The 22,082-nt window shown below is 70.6% G+C and carries 19 protein-coding genes; 5 read left to right on the plus strand and 14 right to left on the minus strand.

Annotated elements, in window-relative coordinates:
• Positions 1-11 precede the first annotated feature (11 nt).
• From ASF76_RS11835 to ASF76_RS11855, 5 genes are all read right to left on the minus strand, one after another.
• The gene (locus ASF76_RS11835) at positions 12-464 is read right to left on the minus strand and encodes a hypothetical protein (protein WP_055957878.1); all 453 of its coding nucleotides are present in this window, start codon (positions 462-464) and stop codon (positions 12-14) included.
• Positions 461-1,273 carry a 4-hydroxy-tetrahydrodipicolinate reductase gene (gene dapB, locus ASF76_RS11840; protein WP_055957881.1) on the minus strand — a complete coding sequence of 271 codons (813 nt, stop codon included), beginning with the start codon at positions 1,271-1,273 and terminating at the stop codon, positions 461-463. Before dapB ends, ASF76_RS11835 begins: the two co-directional genes overlap by 4 nt.
• A gap of 111 nt (positions 1,274-1,384) precedes the next feature.
• Positions 1,385-1,987: a histidine phosphatase family protein gene (locus ASF76_RS11845; RefSeq protein ID WP_055957884.1), complete on the minus strand. Its 603-nt coding sequence runs from the start codon at positions 1,985-1,987 to the stop codon at positions 1,385-1,387.
• A 79-nt stretch (positions 1,988-2,066) separates the two neighbouring features.
• On the minus strand, positions 2,067-3,092 hold the full coding sequence (locus tag ASF76_RS11850) for an aldo/keto reductase (RefSeq protein ID WP_055957886.1): 1,026 nt from the start codon (positions 3,090-3,092) through the stop codon (positions 2,067-2,069).
• Between the two features lie 231 nt (positions 3,093-3,323).
• Positions 3,324-5,621, minus strand: a complete 2,298-nt coding sequence (locus ASF76_RS11855; RefSeq protein ID WP_055957889.1) for a polyribonucleotide nucleotidyltransferase — start codon at positions 5,619-5,621, stop codon at positions 3,324-3,326.
• A gap of 303 nt (positions 5,622-5,924) precedes the next feature.
• Between ASF76_RS11855 and ASF76_RS17510 the strand changes: the two genes are divergently transcribed.
• The gene (locus ASF76_RS17510; RefSeq protein WP_235561296.1) at positions 5,925-7,274 is read left to right on the plus strand and encodes a coiled-coil domain-containing protein; all 1,350 of its coding nucleotides are present in this window, start codon (positions 5,925-5,927) and stop codon (positions 7,272-7,274) included.
• Positions 7,275-7,348: 74 nt separating this feature from the next.
• On the opposite strand, the gene ASF76_RS11865 is transcribed toward ASF76_RS17510, so the two are convergent.
• The gene (locus ASF76_RS11865) at positions 7,349-9,316 is read right to left on the minus strand and encodes a glycosyltransferase (RefSeq protein WP_055957897.1); all 1,968 of its coding nucleotides are present in this window, start codon (positions 9,314-9,316) and stop codon (positions 7,349-7,351) included.
• 122 nt (positions 9,317-9,438) lie between these two features.
• Between ASF76_RS11865 and ASF76_RS11870 the strand changes: the two genes are divergently transcribed.
• The gene (locus ASF76_RS11870; protein ID WP_055957900.1) at positions 9,439-10,050 is read left to right on the plus strand and encodes a DedA family protein; all 612 of its coding nucleotides are present in this window, start codon (positions 9,439-9,441) and stop codon (positions 10,048-10,050) included.
• Positions 10,051-10,115: 65 nt separating this feature from the next.
• On the opposite strand, the gene ASF76_RS11875 is transcribed toward ASF76_RS11870, so the two are convergent.
• Positions 10,116-10,877 (minus strand): fructosamine kinase family protein, encoded by a 762-nt coding sequence (locus tag ASF76_RS11875; RefSeq protein ID WP_055957903.1) that lies wholly within the window; start codon positions 10,875-10,877, stop codon positions 10,116-10,118.
• Between the two features lie 46 nt (positions 10,878-10,923).
• Here ASF76_RS11875 and ASF76_RS11880 point away from each other — a divergent pair, with 46 nt between their 5' ends.
• Both ASF76_RS11880 and ASF76_RS11885 read left to right on the plus strand, forming a co-directional pair.
• Complete coding sequence (locus tag ASF76_RS11880) at positions 10,924-11,706, plus strand: DNA/RNA non-specific endonuclease (RefSeq protein ID WP_055957906.1); 783 nt, start codon at positions 10,924-10,926, stop codon at positions 11,704-11,706.
• A 155-nt stretch (positions 11,707-11,861) separates the two neighbouring features.
• On the plus strand, positions 11,862-12,560 hold the full coding sequence (locus tag ASF76_RS11885) for a Pr6Pr family membrane protein (RefSeq protein WP_055957909.1): 699 nt from the start codon (positions 11,862-11,864) through the stop codon (positions 12,558-12,560).
• A gap of 131 nt (positions 12,561-12,691) precedes the next feature.
• Here ASF76_RS11885 and ASF76_RS11890 read toward each other — a convergent pair whose 3' ends face one another.
• From ASF76_RS11890 to efeU, 6 genes are all read right to left on the minus strand, one after another.
• On the minus strand, positions 12,692-13,294 hold the full coding sequence (locus tag ASF76_RS11890) for a class I SAM-dependent methyltransferase (RefSeq protein WP_055957912.1): 603 nt from the start codon (positions 13,292-13,294) through the stop codon (positions 12,692-12,694).
• A gap of 240 nt (positions 13,295-13,534) precedes the next feature.
• Complete coding sequence (locus ASF76_RS11895; protein WP_055957915.1) at positions 13,535-14,179, minus strand: FMN reductase; 645 nt, start codon at positions 14,177-14,179, stop codon at positions 13,535-13,537.
• A gap of 1 nt (position 14,180) precedes the next feature.
• A complete protein-coding gene (locus ASF76_RS11900) occupies positions 14,181-15,410 on the minus strand; it encodes an LLM class flavin-dependent oxidoreductase (RefSeq protein WP_055957918.1) in 1,230 nt (409 codons plus the stop codon).
• A gap of 359 nt (positions 15,411-15,769) precedes the next feature.
• Positions 15,770-17,116, minus strand: a complete 1,347-nt coding sequence (gene efeB / locus ASF76_RS11905; protein ID WP_055960024.1) for an iron uptake transporter deferrochelatase/peroxidase subunit — start codon at positions 17,114-17,116, stop codon at positions 15,770-15,772.
• A 2-nt stretch (positions 17,117-17,118) separates the two neighbouring features.
• Positions 17,119-18,348: an iron uptake system protein EfeO gene (gene efeO, locus ASF76_RS11910; RefSeq protein WP_055957922.1), complete on the minus strand. Its 1,230-nt coding sequence runs from the start codon at positions 18,346-18,348 to the stop codon at positions 17,119-17,121.
• A gap of 61 nt (positions 18,349-18,409) precedes the next feature.
• A complete protein-coding gene (gene efeU / locus ASF76_RS11915; protein ID WP_082485031.1) occupies positions 18,410-19,501 on the minus strand; it encodes an iron uptake transporter permease EfeU in 1,092 nt (363 codons plus the stop codon).
• A 201-nt stretch (positions 19,502-19,702) separates the two neighbouring features.
• Here efeU and ASF76_RS11920 point away from each other — a divergent pair, with 201 nt between their 5' ends.
• Positions 19,703-20,779 (plus strand): isopenicillin N synthase family dioxygenase, encoded by a 1,077-nt coding sequence (locus ASF76_RS11920; RefSeq protein WP_055957925.1) that lies wholly within the window; start codon positions 19,703-19,705, stop codon positions 20,777-20,779.
• A gap of 72 nt (positions 20,780-20,851) precedes the next feature.
• Here the strand turns inward: ASF76_RS11920 and ASF76_RS16795 are convergent, their stop codons facing one another.
• Positions 20,852-22,081: a type II toxin-antitoxin system HipA family toxin gene (locus ASF76_RS16795; protein WP_082485032.1), complete on the minus strand. Its 1,230-nt coding sequence runs from the start codon at positions 22,079-22,081 to the stop codon at positions 20,852-20,854.
• Between the last annotated feature and the right edge of the window lies 1 nt (position 22,082).

Raw genomic sequence — 22,082 nt, forward strand, 5'->3', positions numbered from 1 at the left:
GCCCCCGCCCGTCAGCCCGTGCGGCGATCCGCGCTCTCGAGCCGGATCGCCGTGCGCACAGCCGAGCGCGCTCGCCGACGGTCGCCCGCCGCGTCATAGGCCAGCGCGAGGCGGTAGCGTGCGCGCCAGTCGCCGGGGTTCGCCTCGACATCTGCGCGATACCGCGGAAACAGCGCGTCGCCGTCTTCGCGTTCGATGCGCCCGCTCGGCCGCACCGGCAGGTCTTCGTCGGGAAGACCCCCCTCGGCATCCAGTCGCTCGCCGAGCTGCTGGGCTCGGACGCCGAACCACACTTCGCGCCCGATCGCCCACAGCGCCAAGAGAGGCAGCACGAACAGCGCAACGCCCATCGCGATGGCGACGGGCTCGCCGCTGGTCACCAGAATGAGGGCGCGTTGCCCCGCCAGCGCGACGTAGAGCAGAAGCAGCACCGTCATCAGGGCGACGGCGACGCGGACCCTCATGCGCTGGTGGCGCCGGCGACCTGGCCCGACACATCTCCGTCGGCGACGGGTGCTTCGGGCATCTCGGGACGCGTGCGCACCCCGATGTCGATGAAACTGTCGAGCCCGATCACCACGCCCAGCGTCTCACGGGCGGCGGCCAGGGCGATACGGATGCCGGGAGCGTACGCCGTGGCGGGGTCGACGGTGTCATGGACGAGGGTCAGCGACTCCCCCGCACCGGAGAGGACCGTCTCCTGTCGCGCGACCACACCCGGGCGCCGCAGCGAGTGGATGGGCACGGATGCCACACGCTGGCCCCGAGCGCGCTGGTCGACGTGCGGGGACTCGACGGGCCCCACATCGGCGCGGGCGGCGGCGATCAGCTCGGCCGTGCGAACGGCCGTGCCGCTCGGTGAATCCACCTTGGTCTCGCGGTGCGCTTCGATGATCTCGATCGAGGGGAAGAACGGTGCCGCAGCTGCCGCGAGGGCGCTGCCGATGACGGAGCCGAGCGAGAAGTTGGGGATGAACACCGCACCGGTACCGCTCGCTTCGACCAGGGGCCGCACGAGCGCGATGCGCTCGTTGGACCACCCCGACGTGCCGACCAGCACGTTGATCCCGCGTTCGATCGCGGCGCGCACGACGTCGATGGAGACGGCGGGAGTCGAGGCATCGACGACGAGATCGGCCCCGGCGAGCTCGGCGAGGTCGGACCGCGAGCCCAGCACCGCGACGACCTCGTACCCCTCTTCGCCGTCGATGACCTCGCGGATCACCCCGCCCAGCTTGCCGGTTCCGCCCACGATGGCCACGCGTGTCGTCATGCGTTCCAGCCTAAGCGGCGCCGCGGGAGGTGGCCGGGCTCTGTCCACAGACGCGCCGCGGACACCACGGCCGGCAACCGATCGGTGTCCGGCACGGCCGGCCGCCGCGCCTCAGACCGGCAGGGGGTCGACCAACCCCGTGCGCAGTTCGACCGGCAGATGCGCGAGGTCGTTGTGCGAGAGCAGCGTCCAGGGGCGACCCTTCTTCTGCGCGATGACGGTGAGACCGCAGTACGCCTGGTTGATCGTCATCCACCGCCAGTCGGGCGCCTGCAGCACCTCGCGCACGAACCACGAGATGACGAAGTTGTGGGTGATGAGGAGCTCGTGCACCTCCCCAGCCTTGCGGGCGAGGAATTCCGCCGTGGCGTCGGCCATCTGGGCGCGCCCGGCATCGATCTCGGCGTCGGTGACCGATCCGAAGAACGGCTCATAGGCGGCGGGCGTCTCGGGGGTCATGCCCGTGGGTACGCAGTCGAACAGCAGTGCCGAGGACACCGGCGAGACCGCCGGCAACCGATCGGCCACGGCACCCGCCGTCTGGGCCGCGCGCTCGAGGGGCGAGTGCCACACCGCGTCGAGGGGAAGACCCGAGAGGCGATCGGCGAGCAGGGCCGCCTGACGGTGACCCCGCGGAGAGAGGGGGCCGTCGGTGAGCCCATGCTCGGCATCCTGGTGCTCGCCATGGCGCACCAGGTAGATGTAATGCGTCACGTCAAGCCCACCCCGTTGTCGATCTGCCGTCCCCCGGCCGGTCCCACCAGCCTACGTCACGCCCCCGAAGAGGAGACCGTCACTCGGCGGCGCGCGCGATATCCGACAGCTGGGCCCGACTGAGTCGCACGCCGACGGCGCGCATGCATTCCACGACATGGCGCGGCGCGAAGGCGTTGACGATCGGCGCCGTGACGATCTTCTGCGCGAGGAGCCAGGCCACCGCCACGGCGGCATCCGGGAGGCCCAGTTCCATGCCGACGGCGTCGAGCGCCCGGAGCACCCGCGACCCCCGGCGGTTCAGGTTCGCCGCGACCTGGGTGCCGCGCACCGACTTCGGCGACTGGCCGCGCGTGCGCGTCTCGCCCGCCAGGAAGCCGTGCGCGAGGGGGTGGGACGGGGTGACGGCCATGTTCTGCGCCGCGGCGATCAACCGCACGTCGCCGTCGAACTCCGTCCGGTGCAGCACGTTGTACGGCACGTCGAGCACCGTGATGCGCGGGTAACCCGCGGACGACAGGATGCGCGCCTCGACGAGCTGCGCCGCGGTGTAGCCGTGGGCGCCGATCGCACGGACCTTGCCCGACTCCACCAGCCATTCGCTGGTGGCGAGCGTGTCTTCGAGCAGCCCCCGACCGCCACGAGCGGCGTCGAGCGAGAGCACGTCGATGCGATCGGTGCCGAGACGGGTGAGCGAGGCTTCGACCGCACGCACGAGGTTGACCGAGTCGAGGCCGGGATGATCGGGGTGGCCGCCGACGCGCACGGCCAGCACCGCGTCGTCGCGCATCCGGCGCGTGCGCAGCCACTCGCCGATGATGAACTCGCTGCGACCGGCCGCGTAGCTGTCGGCCGTGTGCAGGGCGTTGCCACCGAGCTCGGCGTAGGCGTCGAGGATCTCGTGGCTCTCGCGGGCGTCGACGTTCCAGCCGAACTCGCCGCCGCCGAGAAAGAGCGGGAAGACCGAGAACCCCGTCTCACCGAGCGGCACCCGCACGTGCGAACCGAGACCCGGGCCCTGGAGGGTGACGGGCGCCGAGGGGTGCGGGGCACGATCGCGGCGCAGGCGCGGCGTGGCCGTCTCTCCGACGCCCGAGCCGCTCATGGGGTCCTCCCGCGTCAGGCGACGGTACGGCCGACGCCGTATCAGCACGCCCCCCGACGTACTTCGAGATTAGGCGCTCACCCGAAAGGCGCCCGCCTTTCGCCCGGTCCGCCGATAAACATTGCGTAACGCTTGCGCGCGGCGTCGTCACACTATTCCCATCCGTCTCACCCGTCACACGACGGATGCCCGCCCCGCACGAGGCGGGACGGGCATCCGAAGAGGTGAGGATCAGCCTTCGGCGGGAGCCTCGGGGCCCTCGCTCGCGGCGGCCGAGCTCTGCGTGTCGGCGGGCTCGGGAGTGGTGGCCTCCTCGTCGACGACGGGCTCGAGCGACAGCTTGCCGCGGTCGTCGATCTTCGTGATGCGCACGAGGATCTTGCGACCGACCGACAGCACGTCTTCGACGTTCTCGACGCGCTTGCCACCGGCGAGCTTGCGGACCTCGCTGACGTGCAGCAGGCCGTCCTTGCCGGGCAGCAGCGAGACGAAGGCGCCGAAGGTCGCGATCTTGACGACGGTTCCGAGGAACTGCTCGCCGACCTCGGGGTTGGTCGGGTTGGCGATCGCGTTCACCTGCGCACGGGCGGCCTCGGCCGAGGGGCCGTCGGTCGCACCGATGTACACGGTGCCGTCGTCTTCGATCGAGATCTGGGCGCCGGTCTCGTCCTGGATGGAGTTGATCGTCTTGCCCTTGGGTCCGATGAGCTCGCCGATCTTGTCGACCGGGATCTGCACGCTGATGACGCGGGGCGCGGTGGGCGCCATCTCGTCGGGCGCGTCGATCGCGGCGTTCAGGACGTTGAGGATCGTCAGACGCGCCTCTTTCGCCTGGGTGAGGGCGGCGGCCAGGACCGACGACGGGATGCCGTCGAGCTTGGTGTCGAGCTGGATCGCGGTGATGAACTCCGAGGTACCGGCGACCTTGAAGTCCATGTCGCCGAGGGCGTCTTCGGCACCGAGGATGTCGGTCAGGGCGGCGTAGCGCGTCTGTCCATCGACCTCGTCCGTGACCAGGCCCATGGCGATACCGGCGACGGGGGCGCGCAGCGGCACACCCGCGTTCAGCAGCGACAGGGTCGAAGCGCAGACCGAGCCCATCGACGTCGAACCGTTGGAGCCGAGAGCCTCGGACACCTGGCGGATCGCGTAGGGGAACTCCTCGCGGCTGGGGAGCACCGGGACGAGCGCGCGCTCGGCGAGGAAGCCGTGCCCGATCTCGCGACGCTTCGGGCTGCCCACGCGACCGGTCTCACCGGTCGAGTAGGGCGGGAAGTTGTAGTGGTGCATGTAGCGCTTGTGCGTCACCGGCGACAGCGAGTCGATCTGCTGCTCCATCTTGAGCATGTTCAGCGTGGTGACACCCAGGATCTGGGTCTCGCCGCGCTGGAAGATCGCCGAACCGTGCACGCGCGGGATGACCTGCACCTCGGCGTCGAGCGGACGGATGTCCGCCAGGCCACGACCGTCCATACGGACGCCCTCGGCGAGGATGCGACCACGGACGATGGTCTTGGTGACCGACTTGTACGCGGCGTTGAATTCCAGGGTCGCGACCGCGGGCAGCTCGCCCGACTCGACGGCGGAGAGCAGCTGCTCCTTCACCGAGGTCTTGACCTCGTCGTCGGCGTTCTGGCGCTCCTGCTTGTCGGCGATCTGGTACACGGGCACCAGACGGTCGTAGGCGCGGCCGGCGACGAAGTCGTACGTCTGCTGGCTGTAGGCCGGGAACACGGGGAACGACTGGATCTCCTTGGCCGCCGTGCGGGCGACCTCGTTCTGCGCGTCGACGAGCTGACGCAGGAACGGCTTCGCAGCCTCGAGACCCTCGGCGACGACCTGCTCGTTCGGCTTGGTCGCACCGCCCTTGATCATGTTCCAGCTGCCCTCGGTGGCTTCGGCCTCCACCATCATGATGGCGACGTCGCCGTCGTCGAGCACGCGGCCCGCGACGATCAGGTCGAAGACGGCGTCTTCGAGCTGGGTGACGGTGGGGAACGCGACCCACTGGTCGGCGTTCTCGCCGTGACCGGGGATGAGCGCGAGGCGCACACCCGCGATGGGGCCGGAGAACGGCAGACCCGAGATCTGGGTCGAAAGCGACGCCGCGTTGATCGCGAGGGCGTCGTAGAACTCGCCGGGGGCGATCGACAGCACGGTGACGACGATCTGCACCTCGTTGCGGAGGCCGTCGACGAACGACGGGCGCAGCGGGCGGTCGATGAGGCGGCACACGAGGATGGCCTCGGTGGAGGGGCGACCCTCGCGGCGGAAGAACGAGCCGGGGATCTTGCCGGCGGCGTACGAACGCTCTTCGACGTCGACGGTCAGCGGGAAGAAGTCGAAGCCTTCACGCGGGTGCTTGCCGGCGCTGGTGGCCGACAGGAGCATCGTTTCTTCGTCGAGGTAGGCGGCGACGGCGCCCTGCGCCTGCTGGGCGAGGCGGCCGGTCTCGAAACGGATGGTGCGGGTGCCGAAACGGCCGTTGTCGAGAACGGCTTCAGCGGCGGTGATTTCTGGACCTTCCAAGAGGTCCCTCCTTCTTTGTTTAGGCTCGCCGCCCCGTGTGGGCGACGAGCTGACATGCGAAGGAGCAGGAACAGGCAGAAAGGGCGCGCCGACGTGTCGGCCCGGAAATCCCGGCGACTGGCCACCAGTAGACGACCACCCGGCAAGCGACGGGGAGTCCACCACAGGGGACCAGCGTCTGCCGGCCTGCTCCGTGAGCTCATATGCAATTGAGCGGATGCCAAGACGGCATTCGTCTCCACCCTACCAGCGACCGCGCTCCGGAGCTGGGCGCGGAGGGTCCGCGTGCTCTACCGTGACCTCATGGGTCCCATCCGTCGCAGAGGTCACACGCTCCTCGCGTGCGCCGTGCTGGCGGGCGCCCTCCTCGTCGCTCCGGCGAGCGCCACGGCGCTGTCGGCGCGGACGACACCCCCGCTCGCGGCCGTCGACGAAGCAGCTGTCGACCAGGTGAAGCAGCAACTGGATGCCGCGGAGGCCACGGCCGTGCAGGCCTCACGACGCGCCCTCGACGCGTCGACCGCCGCGGAGCGCACGCGGGCCCTCGCCGACTCGACGGCGGCGCGGGCGGACGCCCTCGCCGCCCGCAGCGCCGAGGCCGCGACCGACCTGTCGGATAAGAGCGAGAAAGCGGGAGCGACCGCCGCGCGCCTGTACCGCACGGTCGGCGGCGGGCCGCTCGTCGCACAGCTGCTGACCGACGCCGACCCCGACTCACTGCTCGCGCGTCTCGGCATTCTGGACCGGGTGGCGACGGCGACCGCGCGCACCGCCGGGCAAGCGCGCAGCGCGGCCGACATCGCCGCGTCCCTGAGCGACCAAGCCGACCAGGCGCGCGCGGAGGCCGCGCGACTCGCCGATGAAGCCCGCGCCACCGCCGACGCGGCGCGGGTCGAGGCGGACGCCGAGTCGGCCAGCGTCGCGGCCGCGCAGGCACGCCTCGACGACCTCTACGCGCAGCTCGCGGCACTGCGCGCGTCGACGGCTGCGGCCGAGAAAGCCGCACGTGCTCGCGAGAAGGCGCAGCAGGACGCCGCGGCACCGGGCGGGGCGACGGGCGGCGGGGCGGGCTCTGCCGGCGGCGGATCGTCGTCCGGCGGTTCATCGGGCTCCAGTGGTTCTTCGGGCTCCAGTGGGTCGTCAGGCTCCGGCGGGTCCGGCTCCGGTGGGTCCGGCTCCGGCGGCTCGGGCTCCGGTGGGGGGTCCGGCTCCGGCGGATCGGGAAGCGGCGGAGGGTCGAGTTCGGGCGGCGGGGCAGGCTCCGACGGCTCGGGCTCCGGTGGGTCCGACTCCGGCGGTTCGGGCTCGGGCGGCGGGTCGACACCTCCGCCGTCGACATCGATCATGACCCCCGATGAGGCCCGGGCGAACGCCCGCGGACAGATCGGCGCCTACGGCTGGGGCGACGATCAGTTCTCGTGCCTGAATCTGCTGTGGAACCGCGAGTCGGGGTGGCGCGTACAGGCCGAGAACCCCTGGAGCGGCGCCTACGGCATCCCACAGGCTCTGCCGGGCGAGAAGATGGCATCCGCGGGACTGGACTGGCGTACCAACGGAGCCACGCAGATCTCGTGGGGCCTGTCGTACATCGACGCGCGGTACGGGAGCCCCTGCGGCGCGTGGGACCACTCCGAACGGAACGGCTGGTACTGAGCTCCGCTCACCCGCTACCGGTGGCTGAGCCCGTCGAGGTCGCCGGACCCGCCACACACCCCGGGACCCCGGCCTCACACCGCGTCGGCGCGCTCCCGATCGCCACGCGTGGGAAGCTCCACGTAACCGGCGTGCTTCGCCCGGATACCGTCGCCGGCGGTGCGTCCGCGCACGCGGCGCCACACCCACGGCAACGCGTCGCGGGTCAGCCAGGTCCCGCGCGGCGCGTCGTCGGTGTCGGCGTGCAACGCCTCGTCGAGATCCAGCAGCGCGCGGGCATCGGGCACGCCCAGCGCCTCCGCGGCGCGATAAGCGACGAGGCGATGCCCCGACGAGCGCAGGTGCACGAGGTCGTCCGCCCACAGGGGCAGCTCGCCGAGTTCGGCGACGGCCTCGAGATCGAGCAGGATCGCCCCCTGCTCCTGCGCGATGCGGCGCAGCTCCACGTTGTAGGCCGCGAACCGTCGTGCGAACAGGCGCGCGGCGGGCCGGCGCGGAAGGAACGTCGTGACGAGCAGCACATCGGCCCCGGTGCGACGGACCGCCCGCACCGCGGAGTCGACCTCGGCGACGAGGGCCGGCATCACCAGCGCCGGAGCGAGCAGGTCGTTCGCCCCGATGAGGATCGACACCAGATCGGGCTGCAGCGCGAGGGCGTCGGGCACCTGCTCATCGATGAGATGGCGCACCCGGCGGCTGCGGACGGCGAGGTTCGCGTAACGGAACGGACCCGCCTCGCTCGTGTGCGCGAGCAACTCGGCGAGGCGGTCCGCCCACCCGCGGAACTGCCCCGCCGGCATACGCGAGGTGTCGCACAATCCCTCGGTGAGCGAGTCGCCGAGGGCGACGTAGCGCGTCCAGCGGCCCCGGGTGCGGGATGCCGCGGGCGCGGCCGGCCGTGGACCCCCGCGCAGCAGCAGGCTGTCGTCGATGCGGCGCAGGGCCACGGCATCCTGATAGTGCCCGACGAGGTCGCGGGTCAGGGCTTCCCACGTACGCCCCTGCACGGCCTCGCGGGCGGCGCGGGCGAACGCGCGGCGCTTCGACTCATCGCCCACGAGGTCGGCGACGCGCCCGCGCAGATCGTCGAGGTCGCCCGGCTTGTAGAGCCACCCGTCGACACTCGAACGCACGAGGTCCAGCGGACCGCCGACACCCGTCGCGACGACGGGAACGCCACTGGCGAGGGCTTCCTGGATGGTCTGCCCGAACGTCTCGCTCTCGCCCGGGTGCACGAAGACGTCGAAGCCCGCCATGGCCTGCGCGAGGGCGTCGCCCGACAGGTGGCCGGTGAACACGGCATCCGGGATCGCCCTCTCGAGCGCGGGGCGCGAGGGCCCGTCGCCCACGATGACCAGTCGGGTGCCGGGGAGATCGGCGAGGGCCCGCAGGTCGTCGACCTGCTTCTCGGGCGCGAGGCGTCCGACGTATCCGATGATGCGCTCGCCGCGCGGGGCGACCTCGGCCCTCCATGCCGCGTCGCGGTGCTCGGGCGCGAAGCGCACGGCATCCACTCCCCTGCCCCAGCGGCGGATGCGGTCGACACCGAGGTCGGAGAGCTGGCGGGTCGAGGCCGACGAGGGCGCGAGGGTGAGGGTCGCGCGACGGTGGAGGCGCGCGACGTGACCGGCGACGAGGGCGGTGGCGTGGGGCACGCCGTACTTCTGGGCGTAGGCGACGACGTCGGTCTGGTAGATCGCGACCGAGGGGATCTTCAACGCGTCGGCGGCGGCGAGTCCCTGCCATCCGAGTACGAACGGGGATGCGAGGTGCACCACGTCGGGGTCGAAGTCGCGCAGCAGCGCCCCCAGGCGCGCCGCGCGGGCGAAGACCACGCGCACCTCGGGGTAGGACGGCAGCGGGACGGAGCGCAGCAACTCCGTGCGGGCTCCGTGCAGATCGGCGGTCACATCACCCGCCCGGGGGGCGATGACCAGGGTCTCGTGCCCCGCCTCGGCGAGGTGACGCAGCACATGGAGAACGGAACCGGTGACCCCGTTCATGTGCGGGAGGAAGGATTCGGCCAGCAGCGCGACTCTCACGACACCAGGGTGGGGGCCGGACGCCAGCTCCGTGCGCGACGTTCGCGATGTTCACCGGATGCTCCGCCGGGCGACACCGCCCGGTCGGCCGGGCGTCTCGATCGGCGGCGGAGAGTGACCGGATGGACGGTGTCGACGCGTGGTTGCAGGCGATCGCCGCGAGCCCCTGGGCGCTTGTCGGAATGGCGGCGCTCGTCTTCGCCGACGCGTTCCTCGTCGTCGTCCCGGGCGAGGCGGCGGTGACCGCGTTCGGGGCGCTGGCCGTGTCGCACGAGACGTTTCCCCTGGCATCAGTGATCCTCGTGGCGGCGGCGGCGGCCTTCGCGGGTGACACCTGCTGCTACCTGGTCGGACGCACGGTGGGTGTGGAGCGCTGGGCGTGGATGCGCGGACCCCGCGTGCGCGGCGCGCTGGAATGGGCGCGGGCACGTCTCGAACGCAACGCCGCGGTCGTGCTCTTCACGGCGCGCTTCGTGCCGTTCGCCCGTCTCGCCGTCAACCTCGCGGCCGGGGCGGCGCGGGTGAATCCGGTGCGCTACCTCCCGGTGGCGGCGCTGGCCGCGCTGGCATGGGCGGCGTACCAGGCGGTCATCGGGGCGATCATCGCGGCCGTGGTGCCCGGCGGGCCCGTGGTGGCGGTGGTCGTCTCGATCGTGGTGGCGGTGGGGATCGGCGTGGGGATCGACCTCATACTCGCGCGGCGGGCGAAGCGGCGGGCGGCAGCGGCGGGGTGACCCGGGCGGAGCAGGGTCGGCGGCCACGATGCGGTGTCGGCTCCCGGATGCCGAAGCCCGGCGCCTCACACGAGCGCGAGCGTCCGCTCCGCGGCGTCGACGAGCGCCCGGCCGTACGAGGGGCCGTGTCCCGCGGCATGAACGGCGAGCGGGTGCAACTGATGCAGCGGCGTTCGCTCGCGCCACCCGGTGCGAAGCGGCCGGGCGCGGTCATAGGCGGCGACGATGTCCTCCAGGAACGGGCAGCCGAACAGCGACAGCATCGCCAGATCGGTCTCGCGGTGCCCGCCGTGGGCCGCGGGGTCGATCAGCACCACTCCCCCGGGTGACCACAGCACGTTTCCCGCCCAGAGGTCGCCGTGCAGGCGCGCGGGCGGTTCGTGGTCGTCGAACGCACCGGCCGCGACGACTTCGCAGGCGCGGCCGACGACCTCGGCTCCGGATGCCGACAGGTTTCCCGCGGCCACCGCGACCGGCACGAACGGCTCGACGCGCTGGGCAGCGTAGAACGCGCCCCACGTCGCGGTGGGCCGAGCGGGCTGCGGGCGGCGGCCGATGAAGATGTCGCCGTGGTGTCCGGGCGGCGGGGAGCCGAAGGCGTCGGCGCCGGCGTCGTGGGTCGCGGCGAGCGCGGCGCCGAAGCCGGCGGCGGCGTCCGCGGTCGGACGCACCCCCGCGATGCGTTCGAGGGCGATGCGGTCGGGCTCGACATCGATGACCTCGGCCGTGCGCGCTCCCTGCGCCTCCGCCAGCCACCGCAGGCCCGCGGCCTCCACGGCGAAGAATCCGGCGGGCGCGTCCGACCTCGTCTTCACGTGCTGTTCCATTGCGCCAGTCTGTCGCGATGTCGGAGGTCCACGGCACGATGGAGGCATGAGCGACGGCTACGACCCCGACTTCCTCGGCATCCCCCTTCCCCTTCCCGCGCCCACCCGACCCGCCACGCGGCTCGATTACCCGCGGTTCTCGGTGCTGCTCGACGAGGAGCGCCGATTCGCCGCCGTCACCGGCGTCGTCATCGACGGCGCGACGCTGCGCGATCAGCCCCGCACGGGCGAGTGGCGCCTCGACCCGCGGGTGGACGACGACGCCCAGGCCGGCCCCGAGGTCTACAGTCGCAACGACCTCGATCGCGGCCACCTCGTGCGTCGCCGCGATCCCGGCTGGGGGTCGGTGTCGGAGGCTCGGGATGCCACCGAGGCGACGTTCTTCTATACGAACGCCGCTCCCCAGGCGGCCGGCTTCAACCAGTCGAAAGAGCTGTGGCTCGGGCTCGAAGACCACGTCCTCGCCTACGCCGAGACGACCGACCAGCGCATCGCGGTGTTCACCGCCCCGGTGCTCGACGAGGCCGACCCGCCCTACCGCGGCATCCGCGTGCCCCTGCGGTTCTGGAAGATCGCGGCCTGGCGCAACGGTGAGGAGCTCGCGGCGGCCGGTTTCGTGCTCGATCAGACCGAGCTCGTCGACACGCGTCAGGGGCTGACGGTGACGCCGCTCGGTACCTTCCGCACGTTCCAGGTGCCGATCGCCGACATCGCGGCAGAAGCGGGCCTCGACGTCGGTCCGCTCGCCGACGCCGACATCTTCGTGCGGCGGGGGCTGCGCCCGGTCATCGCCCGCGAGCTCGAGGGGGTCGCCGACATCGTGCTGTGAGGGGGCCCGGCCCGGTCACCGGGTGGCGGCCGCACGGTCACGCGATGCCGGCGACACTCGTGAGCGCCGTGTCTTCGTGCACCGGCCGGCCGCAACGGGTCGTACGCCACACGCAGGTGCGTGACGACGCGGGGACCGCGCCATAGCATGAGCGCGTGAGCCGCTTCATCGGTCCTGACGTGTCCCTGCCGCCGATGAGCGTGCGTCGACTGCTGGCGGTCCGTGTGTACTACGGGATCCTGGCGGTGGGGCTCACCGCCACCCTTATCGCGCAGTGCATCCTCACGGCATCCGAGGGGCGCAGCCTGGCCAACACCTTCAGCTATTTCACGATCCAGTCGAACGTGTTGGTGCTCGTCACTTCCGCGATCCTCTGTCTGCGGCCCCGGCCGTCGGGGGCCACCTGGTGGAGGATCCTCCGGTTGGCGGCGCTGGTCGGAATCACCGTCACGGGCATCGTCTACGTGCTGTTCCTCGCACGGTCCGTGCACCTGACCGGCCTCGCGGCGGTGTACAACCAGGTGTTCCATCACGCCGCCCCGCTTCTCACGTTGGTCGGTTTTCTCGTCGTGGAGCCGCGGCAGGGCTTTCGTCGCCGCGACCTCGCTTTCCTCGGCTGGCCGGCCCTGTGGCTGGTCTACACGATGGTGCGGGGCGCGTTCTTCGACCCGCGGTTCACCGGTTTCGCGCTGAAGCCCAGCAACTATCCCTACCCGTTCCTCGACCCGACCGAGGCGCCCCCCGCTGAGATTCTCGGGTCGATCGCGTTCGTGTTCGTCCTGCTGCTCGTCGTCGGAGTCGGCTACGTGTTCGCCGATCGACGCAAGCCGTTCCGTCGAAGCGAGCGCGGCTGACACATTCTTCCCGGCGCACGCAGGACCCCCGGGGGCACTGCACGTCAGCGATCCACAACCCCGAGCACGGGGGCTGATCGCCGGGCCCGCACCATTGCCCGGCGGACGCGGCATGCCCTCCGCGGCCTCGGTCAGCGCACCCGCACCGCGTGCAGCAACGTGTCGACCGCATGTGCGGCATGACCGCCGCGCAGCTCGGCATCCGCGGGGGAACGCGTCATCCGACCGCACCGGGCGACGTGGAACCGCTCATCCACTGCCCCGCGCAGGAGCTCCGGCGTGTAAAGGATCGCCGGATCGGCGGGCCCGTGGCCGCCGGCCGCGATGTTGTCGACGTCGTGGCCGACGACCACGAGCACACCGCCCGGAGCCACCCACTCCGCCATCCGCGCCACGGCGGCCGCACTGTCGGGCAGGTGCAGGTAGCACGAGACGACGAGATCCACGGATGCCACCGGCTCCCACGTGGTCACATCGCCGCGCACCCAGGTCACGGCATCCCCGCCGGGACGCGCCGCGGCCAGCGCGAGGGCCTCGGTCGAGAAGTCGACGCCGGTGGTCGTCCAGCCGCGGGCTGCGAGCCAGAGCGCCGTGCGTCCGTCACCGGTCGCGACGTCGATGGTGGTTCCCGGTCGCAGAGACGCGGTGATCTCGCGCACGACGGCGGGCGGCTCGGCGGCCCACACTCCCCCGGCCGAGGCGCGGTAACGCTCGTCCCACTGCGCGGCATCCATTCGGGCTCCTTCTCGTCGCCCCCACCCTAGGGCCGCCGTGTCCTGCCGACGCTCGATGCGGCGCCCCACCCGGCATCGCATCAGAATCAGCCCGACGCAACGGAATCGGATGCCACGGCCGTGCCGCCCCGATTCTGTGGCGGCATCGCGATTCCGATGCCCGTCGTCGCCACTCCACGCACCTCGCTGGCACGACGAAGCCCCGCCCCCCTTCACGGGCGGCGGGGCTTCTCGGCGGGGTCACTCCCCCGACAGACCGCCCAGCAGGTGGCCGAACGAGCGACCCTCGCCGAGATACGACGACGGGTCGAACGGGTCAGCGTCACGCACGGGCTCGCGCGCGGCGATGGCGTCGGCCAGCTCGCGGGCGCCGCGGTCGACACGCGCACCGAGCGGGGCGACCTCGTCGGCGTTGGATCCCCAGTCGCTGGATGCCGCGAACACGCCGGTCGGCACGGGATTGGCGTGCAGGTAGGTGAACAGCGGACGAATGGCGTAGTCGATCGCAAGCGAGTGACGCGCCGTCCCTGCGTTGGCACCGATCAGCACGGGAGTGCCGTTCAGCGCCTGCGGGTCGAGCACGTCGATGAACGACTTGAACAGGCCCGAGTAGCTGGTCGAGAAGATCGGCGTCACCGCGATGACGCCGTCGGCCGAGACGACCGTGTTGATCATCTGCTCGAGAGCGGGCGGCGCGAAGCCCGTGAGCAGGTTGTCGGTGAGATCGTGCGCATAGTCGCGGAGCTCGAACACGTCGCTGGTGGCGTCGATCCCTCGCTCCCGGAGCTCGGCGAGCGCGGCGTGCGCGAGACGGTCGCCGAGCATGCGCGTGGACGACGGGGTCGACAGCCCCGCGGTGATGACCGCGATGCGTCGGCCGGCCATGTCAGGCACCCACCTTCGTCGCGGCCGTACCGAAGGCACTGCCCGCACGCGAGGCATCCTGGTACGGGCTGCCCGCGGTGAGGTTGTCGCCGCGGTTCGCGCCGGGAACGGCCTGACGCGGGGCGGCTCCGGCGTAGATCTTCTCGATCTGGTTGGCGTGCGTGGGCGCGTCGGGCACCTCGGCCGGACGGTTCTTCTGCAGCTCCTTGCGCAGCACCGGCACGACCTCGGAGCCGAGGATGTCGAGTTGCTCGAGCACCGTCTTGGTGGGAAGACCCGCGTGGTCGATGAGGAACAGCTGACGCTGGTAGTCGCCGAAGGTCTCGCGCATCGCGGCGTAGCGGTCGATGACCTGCTGCGGCGAGCCGACGGTCAGCGGAGTCATCTCGCTGAAGTCCTCGAGGCTCGGGCCGTGGCCGTAGACGGGGGCGTTGTCGAAGTACGGGCGGAATTCGCGTACCGCGTCCTGGGAGTTGGCGCGCATGAACACCTGGCCGCCGAGACCGACGATCGCCTGCTGCGGCGTGCCGTGACCGTAGTGGGCGAAGCGCTCGCGGTACAGCGTGATGAGACGCTGGTAGTGCTCCTTGGGCCAGAAGATGTTGTTGGCGAAGAAGCCGTTGCCGTAGTACGCGGCCTGCTCGGCGATCTCGGGGGTGCGGATCGAGCCGTGCCACACGAACGGGGGAACGCCGTCGAGCGGGCGCGGGGTCGAGGTGAAGCCCTGCAGCGGGGTGCGGAACTTCCCCTCCCAGTCGACGACGTCTTCCCGCCAGAGCTTGTGCAGCAGGTCGTAGTTCTCGATGGTCAGCGGCAGGCCCTGGCGGATGTCCTTGCCGAACCAGGGGTACACGGGCCCGGTGTTGCCGCGGCCGAGCATGAGGTCGGCGCGACCGTTCGACACGTGCTGCAGCATCGCGAAGTCTTCGGCGATCTTCACCGGGTCGTTCGTGGTGATGAGGGTCGTCGAGGTCGTGAGGATGAGGCGCTCGGTCTGGGCCGCGATGTACGCCAGCGTCGTCGTCGGGGACGACGACCAGAACGGGGGGTTGTGGTGCTCGCCGAGGGCGAAGACGTCGAGCCCCACCTCTTCGGTGTGCTTGGCGATCGTGAGCGTGTCCTTGATGCGCTGGGCTTCGCTCGGCGTCTTGCCCGTGGTGGGGTCCTGGGTGATGTCGCTCACCGTCATGACACCGAACTGCATTCCGGGCCAGTTGTTCGTCTCGCTCATCGTGATGCGCCTCCGTTTTGTATGCATCTGAATATACATGGTGGAACGCGCGCCGCAGAGGTTTATTCCGCCGGCGCGCTCCGGTCGGGTGCAAGGTCGCCCGCGCCGCGTCCCCGCCCGGCTCGCTCCCGCCCCGCCCGGCTCGCGCCCGGCCCGCCCGGCTCGCGCCCGGCCCGCCCGGCTCGCGCCCGGCCCGCCCGGCTCGCCCCCGCCCCGCCCGGACCGCTCCCGGCCCGGCCCGGGTGAGAGGAACGGCATCTGCGGGAAGAAACAACGCAACAAGGCGTGTCTCACCGCGGATGGCGTTCATCGCACCCGAAGAGTGACTTTCGCGTGGAGCACCCCGAGTGGGAGCGGACTCACGCCCCGAGCAGGCCCGCGCCCACCGACGCGCCCGCCGCGGGCGCGGGCGGCACGGCCCACAGCCCCGACCCGACGTGACGGAGGTACTCGCCCATGGCATCCGTCGACAACGACCGCTGCACCGTGATGAAAGAGTCTGGACTCTTTTGAAACGACAGGAAGAACAGCCCCGCGTTCAGCCGCCCGAGGTCGGTCGTGCCGTCGACGAAGTTGTACCCGCGTCGCAACAGACGGACACCCCCGTTGCTGTCGGGATGCGCGAGGCGCACGTGACTGCGCGCGTCGATCGCCGGTGTACCGGCCGAACCGGCCGCCGAGAAGTCCGGCGCCGTGAACTCGTCGCCGCCCGACAGGGGCGCACCGTTCGCCTTGTCGCGTCCGACCACGCGGTCCTGCTCGGCGAGGCGCGTGCGGTCCCATGTCTCGATGAGCATCGCGATGCGCCGCGCGACGAGGTAGGACCCTCCCGCGAGCCACGCCGGACCCTCGGATGCCGAGACCCAGACGTTCTCGTCGAGCGCCGCCGTGTCGTCGGCGAGGATGTTGGCCGTTCCGTCCTTGAACCCGAAGAGGTTCCGCGGCGTCGTCTGAGCGGCGGTGGTCTTCGACGTGCGGCCGAAGCCGAGCTGCGACCACCGGATCGTCGCGCGCCCGAAGGCGATACGGCTCAGGTTGCGGATCGCGTGCACCGCCACCTGCGGGTCGTCGGCGCAGGCCTGGATGCACAGGTCTCCGTCGGATCGCGACGGATCGAGGTCGTCGCCGAGGAACGCCGGCAGCCGCTCGAGCCCCGCGGGGCGCTGCCCCTCCAACCCGAAACGCGCGTCGAACAACGACGGACCGAATCCGAACGTGATGGTGAGGTTGCTGGCCGGAAGGCCGAGCGCCTCGCCGGTGTCGTCCGGCGGCGCCTCGGGCGAGCCGCCCACCGCCCCGGTCGCACTGACGTCGAGGCCCTGCATCATCCGCGTGGCCGCGTACGTCCAGTCCTGCAGCAGTTCGGCGAGGTCGTCGCGCGTCGTCCGCGCCATCATGTCGTACGCCGCGAAGTGCAGGTGTTCCTGCACCGGGGTGGTGATCCCGACCTGGTGGATGCCAGATGCCGGGGCCGCGGCATCCATGACGTGCCGCGCCTGCTCTTGGCCGTACGCGGCACCGCCGACGACGCCTGCGCCCGCACCGACGACGAGGCTCGTCGCACTTGCCCCGAGCGCGAGGCCGATGAGACCGCGACGCGACACGCCCGCTTCGGGTTCGGTGGCCGGAACCGCTGCATCCGGACCCGCCGCTGCCGCCGGACCCGCGGATCCGGCGGCAGCGGTGGTCTTCTCCTCGTCGCTCACGCTCACTCCAGGATCGTGACCGTCAGCTGCGACAGCGGCTCGGCGAGGGCGTTGATCAGGTCGGTGAACTGGCGCTTGTCGGCCTCGGTGAGCTGCGCGTACGGGACGAACCCGGCCGTAGCCGAGCCGTGGGCGGCAAGACTGGCCTCGAGATCGGCGTACCCGGCGTCGATGCGGGAGACGAGCTCGGCGCCCTTGTCGCCCTTCGACTCGGCGAAGTCGCGCACGAGCGAGAACGCCATCTTGGATCCCTCGACGTTGGCGGCGAAGTCGTAGAGGTCGGTTCCCGACCACCAGTCCTCCTCGCCGCTGATCTTGCCGGTGGCGACCTCGTCGAGCAGCGCGATCGCGCCGTTCGAGATGCCCGCGACGCCCTGCGCGTCGAGCGCCTCGGTGAACGCGTCGGAGTGCACGTAGTCGTACAGCTCCTGCGTGTCGGCGATGAGCTTGTCGCCGTACGTCGCCCGCTCGGCGGGGGTGGAGGGTGCCCAGTCTGTCCACGCCGGCGTTTCACCGTCGGCGTTCAGGGCGTCCTGCGCGGGGACCCACAGGTCTTTCTCGATGCGGTGGAATCCGGTCCAGTCCAACTGCTCGGCGACGGCGTCGACCTCGCGGTAGTCGATGCGGGGGTCGAGGTCGCCCAGGGCCTCGGCGATCGGCTCGATGCGCTCGTAATAGGCGCGCACGCGGGGGAACTGCTCGCGCGCGGCCGCGTCGTCCCCGCCCTCGTAGGCGCTGGCGAAGGTCTGCACCGCGGGGATGAGCTGGCCGACCTGGTCCTTCACGAAGGCGGCGTAGAGGTCGACGGCCCGCTGCTTCTGCTCGGCATCCGGGCCCTCGATCGCCACCGCGTCTCCGGTGACCGAGAAGCTCGCCCGCCCGACGCCGTCGCCGACCATGCCGGGCTTGCAGAGCGTGTAGTACTCGCCCGGCTGCGCGACGACGGTGAGGCTGCGCGACGCGCCGGGGGCGATGTTCTCGACCTCGCCGACGATACGCAGGCCGTCGGATGCGAGGAGGTAGAACTCCGTGGTCTGGTCGCTGTCGTTGCTGACGTCGAAGGCGAGCGTGCCGCTCGGTGCCGATGCCGCCGAGACGGCGCAGCCGTCGGCGGTCGAGGCGACGGAGAGGGCTCCGGAGGCTGCGGCGTCGGTCTTGGCGACGCAGCCCGAGAGGACGAGGGCGGCGACGCCGGCCACGGTCGTAGCCGCGAGGAGGCGGGTCGGGGTCATGATGCTCCGTTCGGATGGAGGGCGGATTCCGCGGCGTCGGGTGCGCACGGGAGCCGGGGGTCTAGGAGGCGGCGGGTGCGCCGGAAAGGGGCGGGGTCGCCGGGGCCGACGAGGAGTGCGACCCCGCTGCGGGGGCGGTCGGAGCCGCGAGCGCGGGCGACGATGTTCGGGACGCGGATGCCGTGGCGTCGACCGCCGACGTCGAGGCGACAGCGGGCGAGGTCCCGGACGTGGATGCCGTGGCATCCCCCTTCGACGCCGCGCGCGGTCGACGGTTTGCACGTACGCCGCGGACGAACAACGGCACCACGATCGCGATGTACAGCGTCCACGCGATCACCTGCAGCCACGTCATCGCGGGCATGAAGCCGACGGTGGCCTGCAGCAGAACGGCGAGCGCACCGTCGGGGGCGATGGCCGCCGAGACGTCGAAGGCCCAGCCGAACGGGAAGCCCGCCCACCCGATCGCGACCGAACCCGTGATCGGGTCGATGGGCGCCCCCGCGCCGAAGGGCCCGGGTAGGGCGCCGGCCTCCTGCAGGTCGTGCAGGGCGTACGCGAGCACCCCGGCCGCGACAATGACGAGAAATCCCCCGGTCCAGGCGAAGAAACGGCCGAGGTTGAGGCGCAGCATGCCGCGCGCGATGAACCAGCCGAGCACAACAGCGGTGATCAGGCCCACCAGCGCGCCGAGCAACGCACTCGGAGAATCACCGAACGACTGCACCATGGACCAGAGAAGGAGAGTCGTCTCGACGCCCTCGCGCGCGACCGAGACGAAGCCGATGGCGACGAGAGCCCACACACCCCCGCGCAGCGCCTTGTCGACACCGCCCTCGAGCCCCGTCTTGAGTGTGCGGCCGGCCTTCTGCATCCAGAAGATCATCCACGTCACCATCGCCACCGCGAGCAGCGACAGACCACCTCCGAGGAGCTCCTGCGCCTCGAACGTCAGCATGTAGGCCCCGAAGGTGAAGATCGCGCCGATGCCGAGCGCCAGGGCGACCGCGAGCCCGACCCCGGTCCAGAGCTTCGGCAGCGCGTCGCGGCGCCCGACTCGGGTGAGGTACGCGACGAGGATGCCGACGACGAGCGCGGCTTCGAGCCCCTCACGGAGGCCGATGAGGAAGGTGGCGAAGAAGCTGGCGAGCACGGGCGGAGTTCCGACTTTCGGGTTCAGAGGAGCCGCGACGCTGCGGGACGGGTAAGGACAGCCTCACCTGACCATGACAGATTACGCATTTCCGCCGCTGCGCGCACCTTTCTTCCGCGTCGGCGCGGCGCGGGAGCGCGAGCGGGGTAACCATCGGCAACATTCGCCCCGTCGCGCGGGCGATCGACCTAGCCTCGTCGCATGTCCGACCTCAATCTCCCCGTGCTCGACCTCTCGCTCCTCGACCAGGGGCCGGATGCCGCCGCCCGCTTCCGCGATGAGCTGCGCGCCGCGACCCACGACGTCGGGTTCTTCTATCTGACGGGCACCGGCGTCAGCCCCGCACTCGAGGCGAGCCTGCTGCGCGCGGCCAAGGACTTCTTCGCCCTCCCCGAGGCCGAGAAACTCTCGATCGAGAACGTCACGAGCCCCCACTTCCGCGGATACACGCGCGTCGGCGGCGAGCGCACGCAGGGCCGGGTCGACTGGCGTGAGCAGATCGACATCGGACCCGAGCGCGAGGCGGTCTGGGCCCACACGCCCGGAGGCTCGCCGCAGCGCTCGAGCGACGCGACGGTTCAGCAAGGGGACGCCCCCGACGCCCCCGGATACAACCGCCTGATCGGACCGAACCTGTGGCCGGCCGCCCAGCCCGAGCTAAGAGACGTCGTCACCGAGTGGCACGACCACCTCACCGGTGTCGCGCGCAAGCTGCTGCGCGCATGGGCGCTCGCGCTCGGGGCCGAGGAGCAGTACTTCGACCGCCACTTCGGCGACCCGCAGACGCTCATCAAGATCGTCCGCTACCCCGGCAAGGACGACCCGACGCCCCAACAAGGCGTCGGCGCGCACAAGGACTCCGGTGTTCTCACGCTCCTGTGGGTCGAACCGGGCAAGGGCGGCCTGCAGGTGGAGCGCGACGGTGAGTGGGTCGACGCTCCCCCGGTGCCCGGCGCCTTCGTGGTCAACATCGGCGAGCTGCTCGAGTACGCCACCCAGGGGTACCTGCGGGCGACGAACCACCGCGTGATCTCGCCGCGGTTTCCCGACGAGCGCATCTCGGTGCCGTTCTTCTTCAACCCCGCCCTCGACGCGCGGCTGCCCATCATCGAGCTCCCCGCGGAGTTGGCGGCCGAAGCCCGCGGCGTCGAGGACGACCCGACCAACCCGATCCACGCGACCTACGGCGAGAACGCGCTCAAGTCACGCCTGCGCGCCCACCCCGACGTGGCCGAGCGCTGGCATCCCGACCTCGTCGCCGCCCGGGCGGCCTCCTGAACCGGTCGCACGAGATTGCGGTCATGGCTTATTTCTCCTAGACGGCTCAGCCGGGGAGCCACGAGGATTCCCTCACCATCGAGAAGTGGCGTTAGCCAATCGCGGCAGCATCACTCGCTTGTGCTCGTCCACCCTCGTCATGATCTCGTGATCTCCGAGATCTGCCAGGTACTGATCCCAATGCGCCTCGATGCTCGAAATTGTGTCTGCGGCGACACTAGCGAGATCGCTCCCGAAATAGCCAATCTTCCGACCAATGCGCCTGATCGCCGCCCCAGTAACATCTTCGTATCTACGTGAGTTGTGAAGCTTGAGTCCCGTGCCTCGCAGCATGCCACCTACCGGGTAGGCCTCGACTGAGACAACGTCGTAGACAGGAGAGAGGGCTGGCGTCCGAGCATCGCGATAAAGCACAGACCAATTTTTGAGATGCGCGTCATCGTTTCCGATGACCAAATTCAAGGTGAGTCGCCGCACAAATTCGTGGAGATCGCTCTCGTTAGTCCGACGCCAAATGAGGCCAGCGAGAGTCTCGAAGTTGCCTTCGTAACGGTCATCGACCTCGAAGTTTCGCACTTGGGCGAAATCTTCCATGTGCACCCGACCACCGTCGACCCGATCGAAACGGCGCACCGCAATCGCCATCTGCTCTGAACGCCAAAACCGTTCAGGAACATTCGAGAGTTCGTCGCGATGGAGAAGTTGAACCTCAGGAGTGTCGATCCCCACGCGCGAGGCAAGTCGCATGCTCGCCCACTCATTCTGAGGAAGAAGCCGAAACACAGGATCCGGCAACTTCAGGAGCCAGTCCCCGTCCTGGCCGCTCGCTGGTGCCACAAATTTCTCGTCGCGTCGCAACACAGAGAACTTCAGACCAACTCCGGGAACGGAGAAATTGAGTCGGGTGCCTAAGCTTGGAAGAGAGGCAGCCTGTGCGGGGAGAGGATACCGCTCCCGAACAGGGACGGTCTCGTCCAATGGGTGGACCGTCACCGCGCCGGGGAGATCCCCACCGACCTGGGCGATAATCTCAACGTCACTTGGCTTGCGGCCGTACTCGGACTGCAGTTGCTGCTCGATTAGTTGGAGCAGCGACCCCTCGGGCAAAAGGTTCTCAAACCACACCGGCAATCCGCGGTCTGAAACGTGCGCCCTACGGAGATCTTGTTCGAAATGCAGACCCATCACGCTGCGGTCAGCCGAGTCTATGTACTCGTCTCTAAAGTAAAAGCGACTAGCGCGATCCCCGCGGTTTTCAATCACACCGATGCTAATGCCGTGCAGCCGAACATCCAGGTGCAAT

It is taken from the genome of Microbacterium sp. Leaf151 (assembly GCF_001424225.1).
GTDB lineage: Bacteria > Actinomycetota > Actinomycetes > Actinomycetales > Microbacteriaceae > Microbacterium.

Bases quoted from the DNA above. Each gene is read 5' to 3' on its own strand.
- ASF76_RS11835 (WP_055957878.1), bottom strand. From the start codon at position 464: ATGAGGGTCCGCGTCGCCGTCGCCCTGATGACGGTGCTGCTTCTGCTC.
- dapB (WP_055957881.1), bottom strand. From the start codon at position 1,273: ATGACGACACGCGTGGCCATCGTGGGCGGAACCGGCAAGCTGGGCGGG.
- ASF76_RS11850 (WP_055957886.1), bottom strand. From the start codon at position 3,092: ATGAGCGGCTCGGGCGTCGGAGAGACGGCCACGCCGCGCCTGCGCCGC.
- ASF76_RS17510 (WP_235561296.1), top strand. From the start codon at position 5,925: ATGGGTCCCATCCGTCGCAGAGGTCACACGCTCCTCGCGTGCGCCGTG.
- ASF76_RS11870 (WP_055957900.1), top strand. From the start codon at position 9,439: ATGGACGGTGTCGACGCGTGGTTGCAGGCGATCGCCGCGAGCCCCTGG.
- ASF76_RS11875 (WP_055957903.1), bottom strand. From the start codon at position 10,877: ATGGAACAGCACGTGAAGACGAGGTCGGACGCGCCCGCCGGATTCTTC.
- ASF76_RS11880 (WP_055957906.1), top strand. From the start codon at position 10,924: ATGAGCGACGGCTACGACCCCGACTTCCTCGGCATCCCCCTTCCCCTT.
- ASF76_RS11890 (WP_055957912.1), bottom strand. From the start codon at position 13,294: ATGGATGCCGCGCAGTGGGACGAGCGTTACCGCGCCTCGGCCGGGGGA.
- ASF76_RS11895 (WP_055957915.1), bottom strand. From the start codon at position 14,179: ATGGCCGGCCGACGCATCGCGGTCATCACCGCGGGGCTGTCGACCCCG.
- ASF76_RS11900 (WP_055957918.1), bottom strand. From the start codon at position 15,410: ATGAGCGAGACGAACAACTGGCCCGGAATGCAGTTCGGTGTCATGACG.
- efeO (WP_055957922.1), bottom strand. From the start codon at position 18,348: ATGACCCCGACCCGCCTCCTCGCGGCTACGACCGTGGCCGGCGTCGCC.
- ASF76_RS11920 (WP_055957925.1), top strand. From the start codon at position 19,703: ATGTCCGACCTCAATCTCCCCGTGCTCGACCTCTCGCTCCTCGACCAG.